11 protein-coding genes and 1 pseudogene are annotated in these 12,906 nt (G+C 75.0%); 7 read left to right on the plus strand and 5 right to left on the minus strand.

Going from position 1 to position 12,906, the window contains the following annotated elements; all coding sequences use genetic code 11:
* Positions 1-22: 22 nt before the first annotated feature.
* The 7 genes and pseudogenes from ACFC2L_RS04685 (at position 23) to galK (ending at position 8,187) form a co-directional block, all read left to right on the plus strand.
* A complete protein-coding gene (locus tag ACFC2L_RS04685) occupies positions 23-994 on the plus strand; it encodes a hypothetical protein (RefSeq protein ID WP_375823133.1) in 972 nt (323 codons plus the stop codon).
* The gene (locus ACFC2L_RS04690; RefSeq protein WP_375823134.1) at positions 991-2,568 is read left to right on the plus strand and encodes a hypothetical protein; all 1,578 of its coding nucleotides are present in this window, start codon (positions 991-993) and stop codon (positions 2,566-2,568) included. Before ACFC2L_RS04685 ends, ACFC2L_RS04690 begins: the two co-directional genes overlap by 4 nt.
* Before the next feature lie 152 nt (positions 2,569-2,720).
* Entirely contained in the window at positions 2,721-3,371 is a 651-nt protein-coding gene (locus tag ACFC2L_RS04695) for an ABC transporter ATP-binding protein (RefSeq protein WP_375823175.1), read from the plus strand.
* A 68-nt stretch (positions 3,372-3,439) separates the two neighbouring features.
* Positions 3,440-4,672 carry an ABC transporter permease gene (locus ACFC2L_RS04700; RefSeq protein WP_375823176.1) on the plus strand — a complete coding sequence of 411 codons (1,233 nt, stop codon included), beginning with the start codon at positions 3,440-3,442 and terminating at the stop codon, positions 4,670-4,672.
* A 166-nt stretch (positions 4,673-4,838) separates the two neighbouring features.
* On the plus strand, positions 4,839-5,612 hold the full coding sequence (locus ACFC2L_RS04705; protein WP_375823135.1) for a DeoR/GlpR family DNA-binding transcription regulator: 774 nt from the start codon (positions 4,839-4,841) through the stop codon (positions 5,610-5,612).
* A gap of 55 nt (positions 5,613-5,667) precedes the next feature.
* Positions 5,668-6,870 (plus strand): annotated as a pseudogene (galT, locus tag ACFC2L_RS04710) (galactose-1-phosphate uridylyltransferase); the annotation flags it as partial.
* Positions 6,844-8,187, plus strand: a complete 1,344-nt coding sequence (galK, locus tag ACFC2L_RS04715) for a galactokinase (protein WP_375823177.1) — start codon at positions 6,844-6,846, stop codon at positions 8,185-8,187. The pseudogene galT and the gene galK, both read left to right, overlap by 27 nt.
* A 94-nt stretch (positions 8,188-8,281) precedes the next feature.
* On the opposite strand, the gene ACFC2L_RS04720 is transcribed toward galK, so the two are convergent.
* The 5 genes from ACFC2L_RS04720 to glyA form a co-directional block, all read right to left on the minus strand.
* Positions 8,282-9,085, minus strand: coding sequence for an exodeoxyribonuclease III (locus ACFC2L_RS04720; protein ID WP_375823136.1), 804 nt, complete (start codon positions 9,083-9,085; stop codon positions 8,282-8,284).
* 102 nt (positions 9,086-9,187) lie between these two features.
* Positions 9,188-9,721 (minus strand): hypothetical protein, encoded by a 534-nt coding sequence (locus ACFC2L_RS04725; protein ID WP_375823137.1) that lies wholly within the window; start codon positions 9,719-9,721, stop codon positions 9,188-9,190.
* 39 nt (positions 9,722-9,760) lie between these two features.
* Positions 9,761-10,603, minus strand: a complete 843-nt coding sequence (locus tag ACFC2L_RS04730; protein WP_375823138.1) for an MFS transporter — start codon at positions 10,601-10,603, stop codon at positions 9,761-9,763.
* A gap of 83 nt (positions 10,604-10,686) precedes the next feature.
* A complete protein-coding gene (locus ACFC2L_RS04735; RefSeq protein WP_375823139.1) occupies positions 10,687-11,568 on the minus strand; it encodes a bifunctional methylenetetrahydrofolate dehydrogenase/methenyltetrahydrofolate cyclohydrolase in 882 nt (293 codons plus the stop codon).
* Positions 11,565-12,854 (minus strand): serine hydroxymethyltransferase, encoded by a 1,290-nt coding sequence (glyA, locus tag ACFC2L_RS04740; protein WP_375823140.1) that lies wholly within the window; start codon positions 12,852-12,854, stop codon positions 11,565-11,567. Before glyA ends, ACFC2L_RS04735 begins: the two co-directional genes overlap by 4 nt.
* Positions 12,855-12,906: the final 52 nt, after the last annotated feature.

The following is a 12,906-nucleotide window of genomic DNA, read 5'->3' on the forward strand; positions in this document are numbered from 1 at the left end:
CACCAGACAGGGGATGCAGGACATGACACGACGACTCACGGCTCGCGCCACCACCACCGCGATGGTGCTGGGGGGTGCGCTCCTGCTCGGGGCGTGCTCGTCGGGCGCCGACCCGTCGACCGCCGAGGCGGACAGCCCGCTGAACGCCTTCTTCGAGGACGTCTACGGGGACTGGGACGAGGAGAAGATGCAGGCGGAGCAGCGGGAGATCGAGGAGGCGACCGCCCGCTGCATGACCGAGCAGGGGTTCGAGTACCAGCCGGTCGACCAGACCGGGATGAGCTTCACGTCCGAGGAGGACGCCGAGCGCGACCCGGAGCAGTACGCGGCGGAGTACGGGTACGGCTTCACCCTCTACGAGGAGCCGTCCGCGGAGGAGCAGGCGGAGATGGACGCCTGGGTCGACCCGAACCAGGAGTACGTGGAGGCCATGTCCGAGTCGGAGCAGAACGCCTACTACGAGGCGCTCTACGGCGACATGGCGAGCATGGAGTACGACGAGGACGAGGAGATGCCGGAGTACGACCCGAGCCAGGCCGGCTGCCAGGGTGCCGCGCAGGAGGAGGTCTACGGCGACCAGAACGCCCTCTGGGAGAGCGAGGAGATGACGGCGTTCAACGAGGCGACGACCCAGCTCTACGAGGACATCGCCGCGGATCCGCGCCTCAAGGAGGTCGACACGGCGTGGGCCGGGTGCATGGCTGACGCGGGCTTCACCGGCTACGCCTCCCCGCAGGAGGCGATGGACGACATGATGGAGCGCTCGAACGCGCTGTGGGAGGGTTCCGACCCGGAGGGACCGAGCGAGGAGACCCTCGAGGCGGCCAAGACCCTCGAGCGGGACACCGCCGTCGCCGACGCTGCCTGCCAGAAGGAGGTCGGCTACCAGGAGGTGCACCTGGACGTCCAGGTCGACCTCGAGACGACCTTCGTCGAGGAGCACCAGGCGGAGCTGGAGACGATCCGCGACCTCATGGCGGAGGCGCAGCGGTGAGCGTGGACGACACCCGGCTCCTCGACCCGGCGACGAAGGACCCCGCGGATCCGGACCCGCAGGACGGTCTCGGGCGCCGTCGGCTCTCGCTGACGGGGCACCGCCTGGTGTGGTTCGTCGCGGGCGTCGCGGTCCTCAGCCTGGTGGCCGGCATCGTGCTCAGCCGGCTCGTCGTCTCGCCGGCGCAGGCGGCCGCCGACGCCGAGCCTCCCGAGGCGGGCCTCATCACCGTGCCCGTGGAGCGGCGGACGCTCGCGAACGACGTGACGCTGCGCGCGGACGCGACGTACGACGACGCGGTGTCGGTGAAGATCGAGACCGGCGACCTGGGTGGTCCCGCGGTCGTCACGGGGCAGGTCCCCGAGGTCGGCGCTGAGCTGGGCGCGGCGGGCGTCGCGCTGGAGATCGCGGGGCGCCCCGTGATCGTGCTCCCGGGCGAGCTCCCGGCGTACCGGTCGCTGCGCGTGGGGGTCTCCGGTCCTGACGTACTCCAGCTCAAGGCGGCGCTCGGTGCCGTGGGCATCGACCCGGGGCGCGCCGACAGCGACCTGTACGACGCCGCGACGGCCACCGCCGTCGAGAAGCTCTACGCGCAGGTCGGCTACCCGGCGCCGTCGGCCGCGGAGGAGGCCGCGCTCGCGCTGTCGAGCGCGCGCGAGGGCGTGCGCGCGGCGGAGGACGCGCTCGAGGGGGCGCGCGCCGCGCTCGCGGCGGCGCAGACCGGGGCGAGCGACGTGGAGAAGCTGCAGGCCGACAACGCAGTCCGTGCCGCGGAGCGCGCGGTGGCGGCGGCGCAGGCCGAGGGCGGCGACGTCGCGGGCGCGCAGGACGAGCTCCGGCTCGCCCAGGCGCAGCGGGCCGAGCTCGACCGCCCGCGCCAGACGGCGGCGGAGAGCGCGGGCGTCGAGTCGGCGCGGCGGCAGCTCGCCGACGCGCAGGAGGCCCTCGAGGAGGCGCGGACCCAGACCCTCACGGCGCTGCCGGCGAGCGAGGTCCTCTTCCTCGCCGGTCTGCCCCGCCGCGTGGACGAGGTGCAGGTCGAGCGGGGCAGCACGATCGAGGGGCCGGTCATGTCCGTGTCCGGGGCGACGCTCGTGCTCGAGGCGTCGGCGGCGGCGTCCGACGCCGAGCTGCTCGAGGTGGGAGCCGCAGCGACGCTCACGCTGCCGGACGACTCCGAGGCGACGGCGACCGTGACGGCCGTCGAGCCCGCGTCGGCCGCGAAGGACGGCGAGGGCGAGGGCGAGGAGAAGAGCGGCGGCGCCGGTCGCTTCACCGTCTCGCTGGCGCCCGACGCCCTCACGCCCGAGCAGGTCACCGCCCTGCAGGGCCAGAACGTGCGCATCCGCGTCCCGGTCAGCTCGACCGGGGGCGAGGTGCTCGCCGTCCCGCTCGCGGCGCTCACCGCGGGGCCGGGGGGCGAGTCGCGCGTCGAGGTCCGGCGCGGGTCGGGCGACGACGCGACGACCGAGCTCGTGGACGTCGAGACGGGGCTCGCGGCGCAGGGGTTCGTCGAGATCGTCTCCGCCGACGGCGAGCTCGACGAGGGCGACCTGGTGGTGGTCGGCGAGTGACCTGGACCGAGCTGGGGCTCCCGGGGACCGACCCCGGCGGCGGCCCCGACGCGGTGGCCCCGGGAGCGCCCGACGGCACGAGGTCGACGGACGCGGCCGCGGACGGTGCCGACGCCGGGAGCGCGCCCGCCGCGGTCGTCGACCTCGTCGACGTGTCGCGCAGCTTCCCGGGCCCGCCCCGGGTGGACGCGCTGCGCGGCGTGAGCCTGCGCGTGGACCCCGGCGAGTACGTGTCGATCATCGGCCCGTCGGGCTCGGGCAAGTCCACGCTGCTCAACATCCTGGGCCTCCTCGACCGCCCGACGTCGGGCGAGTACCTGCTCGACGGCGTCCCGACCGGGAGCGCGTCGGAGTCGGTGCGCTCGGGCCTGCGCGGCGGTCGGATCGGCTTCGTCTTCCAGTCCTTCCACCTGCTGCCGCAGCGCACCGTGCTCGACAACGTCCTGCTCGCGACCCTGTACAGCGGCGTGCCGCGCGGGGAGCGGGAGGAGCGGGCCCGCACGGCGCTCGAACGAGTGCACCTCACGCACCGGACGACGTTCCACCCGACCACCCTCTCCGGCGGCGAGCGCCAGCGGGTCGCGGTCGCCCGGGCGATCGTGGCCGCGCCGCACCTGCTGCTCGCGGACGAGCCCACGGGCAACCTCGACTCGACGAACTCGGCGGAGGTCATGGACCTGTTCGACGAGCTCCACGGGGACGGGCTCACGCTGGCCGTCATCACGCACGACCCGGTCGTCTCCGCGCGCGCCCAGCGGCGCGTGCGGATCGCGGACGGCCGGCTCGAGGAGCTGGACCGGTGAGGGCGCCGTGGGACCGGGTCCGGCACGCCCGTCGACGGGGCGCGGAGCGTCCCGGGCGCGACGTCCGGCTGCGCGTGCGCGGGCGCGACCGCTTCGGCGCGCGCGACCTGTTCTCCGAGGCGGCGCACGGGATCGCCGCGCGGCCCGGCCGGCTCCTGCTCACCGTGCTCGGGACCGTCCTGGGGATCGCGTCCGTCGTCGTGACGGTCGGCCTCGCGCAGACCGCCGCCGGGCAGATCAGCAAGCAGTTCGACGCGGTCGCGGCGACGCAGGTCGTCGTCGAGCCGAAGACGACGACGCTCATGTCGGGCGAGGAGCGCGCCGTCGCGCAGCTTCCGTGGGACGGCCCCGAGCGCGTGCTGCGCCTCGCGGGCGTCGAGGAGGCGGGGGCGGTCGCGGCCGTGGACGTCGCGGGGGCCTCCGTCACGGCGGTGCCCGTCAACGACCCGTCGGTCGCCGCCCAGGCGAGCCCGGACGTCGTCGCCGCGACGCCGGGGCTCCTGGGCGCCGTGCGGGGCGAGGTCGTCACCGGTCGGTTCTTCGACGCCGGGCACGACGCGCGCGCCGACCGCGTCGCGGTCCTCGGTGCCCGGGCGGCCGAGCGGCTCGGGATCAACCGCGTGGACCGCCAGCCGTCGGTCTTCGTGGGCGAGCGGTCGTACACGGTGATGGGGATCGTCGACGACGTGCAGCGCCGTACCGACCTGCTGGACGCCGTGATCCTCCCCGCCGGCACGGCGCGTGCCGACTTCGGGGTCGGCGCCCCGGAGGAGCTGCAGCTGCGGATCGCGACGGGCGCGGGGAGCGTCGTGGCCCGGCAGGCGCCCGTCGCGCTGGACCCCAACGCCCCGGAGGGCTTCGTGGTCAAGGCGCCCACGTCGGGCTCGGCGCTGCGGGAGAACGTCCAGGCGGACGTCAACGCGATCTTCCTCGCGCTCGGCGGCATCGCGCTCCTCGTCGGCGGGGTGGGGATCGCCAACATCACGCTGCTCTCCGTCATGGAGCGGGTCGGCGAGATCGGGCTGCGGCGCGCCCTGGGGGCGACCCGGCGCGACATCGGCGCGCAGTTCGTCGTGGAGTCGGTCGTCGTCGGGCTGCTGGGCGGCCTCGTCGGGGCCGCGCTGGGCGTGATCGCGGTGGTCGTCGTCTCCGTGGTGCAGGAGTGGACGCCGATCCTCGACGTCCGCATGGCCGTCGGGGCGGCGCTCCTCGGCGGCGTGGTCGGCCTCCTCGCCGGCACCTACCCCGCGCTCAAGGCCGCGGCGATCGAGCCGATCGCGGCGCTCCGCGGCGGGACCTGACCGCACGGGTCGCCCGAGTGGTCGCCCGGGTCGCCCGGTCGGGACGAGTGCCTGACCGGGCGTCCCGCCGGGCGATCCGTCGTCGTCAGCCTGCGCGCAAGCAACACGATGTTTGGTCGTGTTTGATCGTGTTGGATTTCTCGGCGATGTGGACAATACTGTTCGCATGCTCGCCTCACAGCGCCAGGAGCGCATCCTCGCGGAGATCCGGGACCACGGCGCGGTCCGCATCGGCGACCTGACCCGAGAGCTCGGGGTGTCGGACATGACGATCCGGCGCGACCTCGTCGAGCTCGCCGACCAGGGCCTCGTCCGCAAGGTCCACGGGGGCGCCGTCGCCCCGCACACGACCGCGCACGAGCCGGGCTTCGCCGCCAAGAGCTCGCGCGAGGCCGCGGAGAAGGAGGCCATCGCGACGGCCGCCGCCCGGCTCATCACCGCGAACGCGTCGGTGGCGCTCAGCGCCGGCACGACGACGCACCTGCTCGCGGCCCGCATCGCCGCGGACCCCGCGCTGCGCCCCCTGACGGTGGTCACGAACTCGCTCCCGGTCGCCGAGATCCTGCACCGGGCGAACGACCCGCGCCTGGAGACGATCCTCACCGGCGGCAGCCGCACCCCGTCCGACGCGCTCGTCGGCCCGCTCGCCGAGTCCGCGCTCGCGGGCCTGCGCGTCGACCTCGCGTTCGTCGGCGCGCACGGCGTGGACCCGGAGATCGGGCTCACGACCCCGAACCTGGACGAGGCCGCGACCAACCGCGCGCTCATCGAGTCCGCGGGGCGCACCGTCGTCCTCGCCGACCACACGAAGTGGCACACGACCGGGCTGCGCGTCTTCGCGACGTTCGCCGACGTGGACGTCCTCATCACCGACGCCGGGCTCGCCGAGGACCAGCGCGCGCGGGTCCAGGACCTCGTCGAGCAGCTCGTCGTCACCTGACGGCGGACCGCAGCCGCCTCCTCCCCCACCGCACCGCGATCGGAACACCGCACGCATGAACCCGCACCTGCGCCGCACCTCGACCCACCTCGCCGACGGCCGCGAGCTCGTCTACTTCGACGACTCGCCCGCGTACGTCTCGGGTGAACGCTCACGTCGGCTCGACGACCCGCGGCCGCTGCCCGACCGGTTCGCCCCGGTGCCCGGCCCCGACGGGACCCCGCGCCCGTACGTCGGCCCCGAGATGCGCCGCGACCCCCTCACGGGCGACTGGGTCCCGCTCGCCGCGCACCGGATGAACCGCACGTTCCTCCCCGCGGCCGACTCGTGCCCGCTGTGCCCCGCGCGCCCCGGCGCCGCGTACTCCGACGGCGAGGTCCCGGACACCGACTACGACGTCGTCGTCTTCGAGAACCGCTTCCCGTCGCTGCAGCGGGTCCCCGGGGTCGAGGACGCCGTCGTCGCGGACGCGCCGCTCCAGCTCCACGCCCCGGCTGCGGGCCGGTGCGAGGTCGTGTGTTTCTCGAGCGACCACCGCACGTCGTTCGGCGCGCTCTCGCCGCAGCGCGTGCGCACGATCATCGACGCGTGGGCCGACCGTACCGCCGCCCTCGGGGCCGAGCCGGGCGTGGAGCAGGTCTTCTGCTTCGAGAACCGGGGCCAGGAGATCGGCGTCACGCTGCACCACCCGCACGGGCAGATCTACGGCTACCCCTACGTCACGCCCCGCACGCGGGCGCTGCTCGACGAGGCGCGCGAGCACCACCGCAGCACGGGCCGAAGCCTGCTGCGCGACGTCCTCGACTCCGAGCTCGCGGACGGGCGCCGCGTCGTGCTCGAGACCGAGCACTGGGTCGCCTACGTGCCGTTCGCGGCGCGCTGGCCCGTCGAGGTCCACCTCGCCCCGCGACGCGACGTGCCCGACCTTCCGGCCCTCACCGACGCCGAGCGCGACGACCTCGCGACCGCCTACCTCGAGCTCCTGCGCCGCCTCGACCGGTTCTTCGAGACGGCCGACGGCGACCCCATCCCGCTCCCCTACATCGCCGCGTGGCACCAGGCGCCGGCGCACGAGGGCCGCTCCGTCGCGGACGGGGGCACGGACGACGTGACGCTCGCCCGGCTGCACCTCCAGGTCTTCTCCGTCCTGCGCGCGCCGGGCAAGCTCAAGTACCTCGCCGGCTCGGAGTCCGGCATGGGCGCGTGGATCAGCGACACGACGCCCGAGCGGATCGCGGCGCGGCTCCAGGAGCTCGCCCCGTCGAGCGCGGCGCGCGGGTGGGTCCGCTCGTGGTCCGACGACGACGGCGCGGCCCGGGCTCGCGCGGTCTTCGCCACCGCGTTCGGGGCCGACGCGGCCGCCCCCCGTGCCGAGACCGCCCGCGAGCACGAGGACGACGTCCACGTCTGGGCGGCGCCCGGCCGCGTCAACCTCATCGGCGAGCACACCGACTACAACGCGGGCCTGTGCCTGCCGATCGCGCTCCCCCACCGCACGTTCGTCGCGCTGCGCCCGCGCACGGACTCGGTCATCCGGCTCGCGTCGGCCCAGGCGCCCGGCGAGACGTGGACGACGACGCTCGACGACGTCGCGCCGGGCACGGTCGCGGGCTGGGGCTCGTACGTCGCGGGCGTCGCCTGGGCCCTGCGGGAGCACCTCGTCGCCCAGGGCGCCGACCCCGGCGCGATCACGGGCTTCGACGCGGCGGTCGACTCGAGCGTCCCGTTCGGCGCCGGGCTCTCCTCGTCGGCCGCGCTCGAGTGCGCGGTCGCGGTCGCGCTCGACGACGTCGCCGGGCTGGGCCTGGCCGCGACCGACGCCGGCCGCGCCGCCCTGGCCGCCGCGAGCGTCCGCGCCGAGAACGAGATCGCGGGCGCGCCGACGGGCGGCATGGACCAGTCCGCGTCCCTGCGCGCGCACGCCGGGCACGCGCTCCTCCTCGACTGCCGGCCCGGGCTCGACCCGGTCGAGTCCGCCGAGCAGGTCCCGTTCGACCTCGACGCCGCGGGCCTCGCCCTGCTCGTCGTCGACACGCGCGCCGAGCACCGGCTCGTCGACGGCCAGTACGCGGCGCGGCGCGCGACGTGCGAGGACGCCGCCCGCACGCTCGGGCTGGGCTCCCTGCGCGAGCTCGCGGACGCCGTCGCCGCGAGCGACGACCCCACCGGCACCCTCGCCGTCGCCCTGGAGAAGCTGGCCGACGGCGTCGCGCGCCGCCGCGTGCGTCACGTCGTCACGGAGATCGGCCGCGTGCGCGATCTCGTCGCGCTCCTGCGCGACGGCCGCCCCGACGCCGTCGGGCCGCTCATGAACGCGTCGCACGCGTCGCTGCGCGACGACTACGAGGTCTCGAGCGTCGAGCTCGACGTCGCCGTGGACGCCGCGCGCGTCGCCGGCGCCCTCGGTGCGCGCATGACCGGCGGCGGGTTCGGCGGCTCCGCGATCGCGCTCGTCCGCGCCGACCAGGTCGAGGCCGTCGCCGACGCCGTCCGCGCGGCGTTCGAGCGTGAGGGCCTCGGCGCCCCCGGCTTCCTCCTCGCGACCCCGTCCGCACCGGCCGAGCGCGTCGCCTGACCCGACACGACCTCACGCACCGCCGAGCACGACATGAGGGTCGCCATGTGCCGCAGGACGACCCTCGTGTCGTGCTCGGCGGGGCCGGGACGTCTCAGAGGTCGTAGGTGACGACGAGCGGGGCGTGGTCGCTCCAGCGCTCGTCGTGCGACGGCGCGCGGTCGACCTCGACCTTGACGGCGCGCTCGGCGAGCGACGGCGTGGCGAGCTGGTAGTCGATGCGCCAGCCCGAGTCGTTGTCGAACGCGCGCCCGCGCCACGACCACCACGTGAACGGGCCGGGGCCCTCGCCGCCGTGGACGCGGCCGAGGTCGACGAGGCCGATCTGGCCGAGCCAGGTGTCGACGTACGCGCGCTCCTCCGGCAGGAAGCCGGCGCTCTTGAGGTTGCCGCGCCAGTTCTTGATGTCGACGTTGTGGTGCGCGATGTTGAGGTCGCCCGCCAGGACCACCTTCTCCCCCGTGGCCGCGAGCTCGCGCAGGCGCGCAGTGACCTTCTCGAGGTAGGCGTACTTCGCGACCATCGTCTCCGGCTGGCTCACGGTGCCGGAGTGGATGTACGCGGAGATCACGGTGAGGCGACCGCCGTCGGGCAGCTCGAGGTCCGCCTCGACCCAGCGGCCCGTGTCGACGGGCGGCTCCGGCTCGCCGGCGCCCAGCCCGACGCGCACCGCCGAGACGGGCAGCCGGGACGCGACGGCGACGCCGGCCCGGCCCTTGATGTCGCACGCCTGGTGCGCGACGTGCCACCCGTCGAGGAAGTCGTTCACGATCGAGTCGGGGGCGCGGACCTCCTGGAGCAGGAGGACGTCGGGCGTCCGGGACGCGATCCAGGCGTCCATCCCGCGGCGGTAGGCGGCACGGATGCCGTTGACGTTGGCGGTGGCGATGGTGAGCAAGTGGGCTCGTCCTCCCTCGATGACGGTCGCGCGCGGCTGCCAGGACGGCCGCGGCACGCCGGCCATCCCATCACACGCCACCGACAGGACGGCTCCCTCTCGTCACGCGGGCGGCGTGGTCTCGCTCACGCTCACGAGGGCGACGCGGGCGGGCCGGAACGCGCCGGCGAGCACCGCCGACACCGCGGCGAGCACGGCGAGGACGACGAACCCGACCCGGAGGTGGTGGGCGGTCGCGAAGACGCCCGTGAGCACGCCGCCGAGCACCGCGCCCGCGTAGGTGAAGACGTTGAGGCGCGCGACCGCACGGTCCGTGACCGTCGCGACGATCCCGGCGGAAGGTTCGACCGGAGCCACGCCCGCGTCCACGTCGACGAGCACGTCCTCGACGACCCGGTCGACCCCGACGGCGTCCTCGACGCGACCGCCCGAGGTCGCGGGCCCGGTGCTCACCGAGCCTGCCGCCACCGCCTCGCGGGCCCGGTCCCCGATCGCCGAGAAGGCGAGGGGCGCGACGACGCCGAGCCCGAGCCCGGTCGCCGCGAGGCCGAGCACCGCGACGGGCCAGGCGGGGGCCGCCGCCACCGCGACGAACCCGAGGGCGCCGAGCGTGCCGCCCAGCCGCACGACACGCACCCGGCCGAGACGCTCGACGAGGCCGTCGCCGACGAGCCGCTACACGATGAGGGCCGCCTGGTACGCCGCGTACCCCAGGGGTGCGGCGGCGGCGCTCGCCGCGAGGACGTCGCGCAGGAACGTCGCGCTCCAGCTCGACACGGCCGAGTCGGCGACGGGGAACGCGAGCATCCCCGCGCCGAGCAGCGCGATCGTGCCCGCCGCGACCCACGGCACGGTCCCGAGCGCTGCCACGCCGCGGCCGTCGTCCGCGACCCCGACCGCTACCGGGCCCGCCTCGGTCGGCCGCTCGGTGCCCGGAGTCCCGCCCGGGGCCACGGCGCCCGGGACGGTGGTGCCGCCGTCGGGCAGCCGTAGCGCGAGCCAGACGGCGCCCGCGGCCACGAGGAGCGCCACGAGCGGGAGCGCGACCGGCTGGCCGAGCCCGACGAGCGCGCTGCCCGACACGGCGAGCGCGCCGAGCACGCCGCCGGCGGCGTTCGCGGCGAAGAACGACGCGAGCAGGCTGCGCCCGTGCGCGCGCTCGACGTCGATCCCGAGCATGTTCATCGCGGCGTCGACGGCGCCGAGCGCAAGCCCGTAGAGCCCGATCGCCACGAAGAACGCCGGCCACGACGGCGCGAGCCCGACGCCCGCCACCGCGAGCGCCGCGAGCAACAGGCCGCCCACGACCACGGCGCGCGCGCCGCGCAGCGCCGCCACGACGCCGGACAGCGCGCTGCCCAGCCCGGCGAAGACGCAGACGCCCAGCACGACGAGCGTGACGACGTCGTCGCCCATGCCGAGCCGTTCCTTGTACCCGGGGATGCTGGTGAGCACCACGGCGAACCCGAAGCCCTGCACGGCGTACGCCGCCGTCGTCGCGATGCGCGCCCTCGTCACCCGCGCAGACTAGCGCCTGCGAGCCGCCCCGGGAACGCCGCAGGGCGCGGCCGTGGTGATCCACGACCGCGCCCTGGGAGAGGTCAGACGGAGGCGCGCTCCGCCGCGTCGACGACGTTCGCGAGGAGCATCGCGCGCGTCATGGGCCCGACCCCGCCGGGGTTCGGCGAGATCCAGCCCGCGACCTCGGCGACGTCGGGCGCGGCGTCCCCGACGACCCGGCTCTTGCCCGTCTCGGGGTCGACCTCGCGCGAGACGCCGACGTCGATGACGACCGCGCCCGGCTTGACCATGTCGCGCGTGATGATGCCCTGGACGCCCGCCGCCGCGACGACGACGTCGGCGCGGCGCACGAGCTCCGCGAGGTCGGTCGTCCCGGTGTGCGTGAGCGTCACGGTCGCGTTGACGGCCCGGCGCGTGAGCAGCAGGCCGATCGAGCGGCCGACCGTCACGCCGCGGCCCACGACCACGACCTCCTTGCCCGCGAGGGAGATCCCGTGCCGCTCGATGAGCTCGATGATCCCGCGCGGCGTGCACGGGAGCGGCGAGGTCACCTCCTCGTTGACGCGCAGGACGAGGCGCCCGAGGTTGGTCGGGTGCAGTCCGTCGGCGTCCTTGGCCGGGTCGATGAGCTCGAGCACGCGGTTGGTGTCGATGCCCTTCGGGAGCGGGAGCTGCACGATGTACCCCGTGCAGGCCGGGTCCTCGTTGAGGCGGCGGACCGCGGCCTCGATCTCCTCCTGCGTCGCGTCGCCGGGCAGGTCCTCGCGGATCGAGGACAGGCCGACCTCGGCGCAGTCACGGTGCTTGCCCGCGACGTACCACTGCGAGCCCGGGTCGTCACCGACCAGGAGCGTGCCCAGGCCGGGCACGACGCCCTTCCCGGCGAGGACCGCGAGGCGGTCCTTGAGCTCGGCCTTGATGGTGGCGGCGGTCGCCTTGCCGTCGAGGATCTGCGCGGTCACTGGTGGAGGCCCGGGTACAGCGGGAAGTCGGCCGTGAGCTTCTGCACGCGGGCGCGCAGCGTGTCGGCGTCGGCCGCGGCACCCTCGCGCAGGGCGATCGCGATGATGTCGGCGACCTCGGTGAACTCGGCGTCGCCGAAGCCGCGGGTCGCGAGCGCGGGCGTGCCGATGCGCAGGCCGGACGTGACGCGCGGGGGGCGCGGGTCGAACGGCACGGCGTTGCGGTTCACGGTGATGCCGACCTCGTGCAGGAGGTCCTCGGCCTGCTGGCCGTCGAGCGCGGAGTGGCGCAGGTCGACGAGCACGAGGTGCACGTCGGTGCCGCCCGTGAGGACGGAGACGCCGGCCTGGGCCACGTCGGCCTGGGCGAGGCGGTCGGCGATGATGCTCGCGCCGCGCAGCGTGCGCTCCTGGCGGTCGCGGAAGTCGTCCGAGCCCGCGATCTTGAACGACACGGCCTTGGCGGCGACGACGTGCATGAGCGGGCCGCCCTGCTGGCCCGGGAACACGGCGGAGTCGATCTTCTTGGCGTACTCCTCCTTGCTCAGGATGAAGCCGGAGCGCGGGCCGCCGATCGTCTTGTGGACCGTGGAGGAGACGACGTCGGCGTACGGCACCGGGGACGGGTGCAGGCCCGCGGCCACGAGGCCCGCGAAGTGCGCCATGTCCACCCAGAGCTTCGCGCCGACCTCGTCGGCGATCTCGCGGAACGCCGCGAAGTCGAGGTGACGGGGGTACGCGGACCAGCCGCCGATGATGACGTCGGGACGCGTCTCGAGGGCCTGCTTGCGCACCTCGTCCATCTCGATGCGGTACGACTGCGGGTCCACGCCGTACGCCGCGACGTCGTAGAGCTTGCCGGAGAAGTTGATCTTCATGCCGTGCGTGAGGTGGCCGCCGTGCGCCAGCTCGAGGCCGAGGATCTTGTCGCCCTTGTTGATGAGCGCGTGGAGGACGGCTGCGTTGGCCGTGGCGCCCGAGTGCGGCTGGACGTTGGCGTGCTCGGCGCCGAACAGCTCCTTGGCGCGCGCGATCGCGAGGTTCTCCGCGATGTCGACCTGCTCGCAGCCGCCGTAGTAGCGGCGGCCCGGGTAGCCCTCGGCGTACTTGTTGGTGAGCACGGAGCCCTGCGCCTGCAGGACGGCGCGGGGCACGAAGTTCTCGGACGCGATCATCTCGAGGGTGTCGCGCTGGCGCGCGAGCTCCCCGTCGAGGACGGCCGCGATCTCGGGGTCGAGCTCGGCGAGCGGGGTGTCGAGGACGTTGTCGGCTGGCTGGGCGCTCATGGCGTCTCCTCCGCGGGTGCTTGGCAGTGTGTCGTCGGTGGTCACGTTCCCG

The sequence above is a fragment of the Cellulosimicrobium sp. NPDC055967 genome (assembly GCF_042269845.1).
Classification (GTDB): domain Bacteria; phylum Actinomycetota; class Actinomycetes; order Actinomycetales; family Cellulomonadaceae; genus Cellulosimicrobium.

Bases quoted from the DNA above. Each gene is read 5' to 3' on its own strand.
- ACFC2L_RS04705 (WP_375823135.1), top strand. From the start codon at position 4,839: ATGCTCGCCTCACAGCGCCAGGAGCGCATCCTCGCGGAGATCCGGGAC.
- ACFC2L_RS04685 (WP_375823133.1), top strand. From the start codon at position 23: ATGACACGACGACTCACGGCTCGCGCCACCACCACCGCGATGGTGCTG.
- glyA (WP_375823140.1), bottom strand. From the start codon at position 12,854: ATGAGCGCCCAGCCAGCCGACAACGTCCTCGACACCCCGCTCGCCGAG.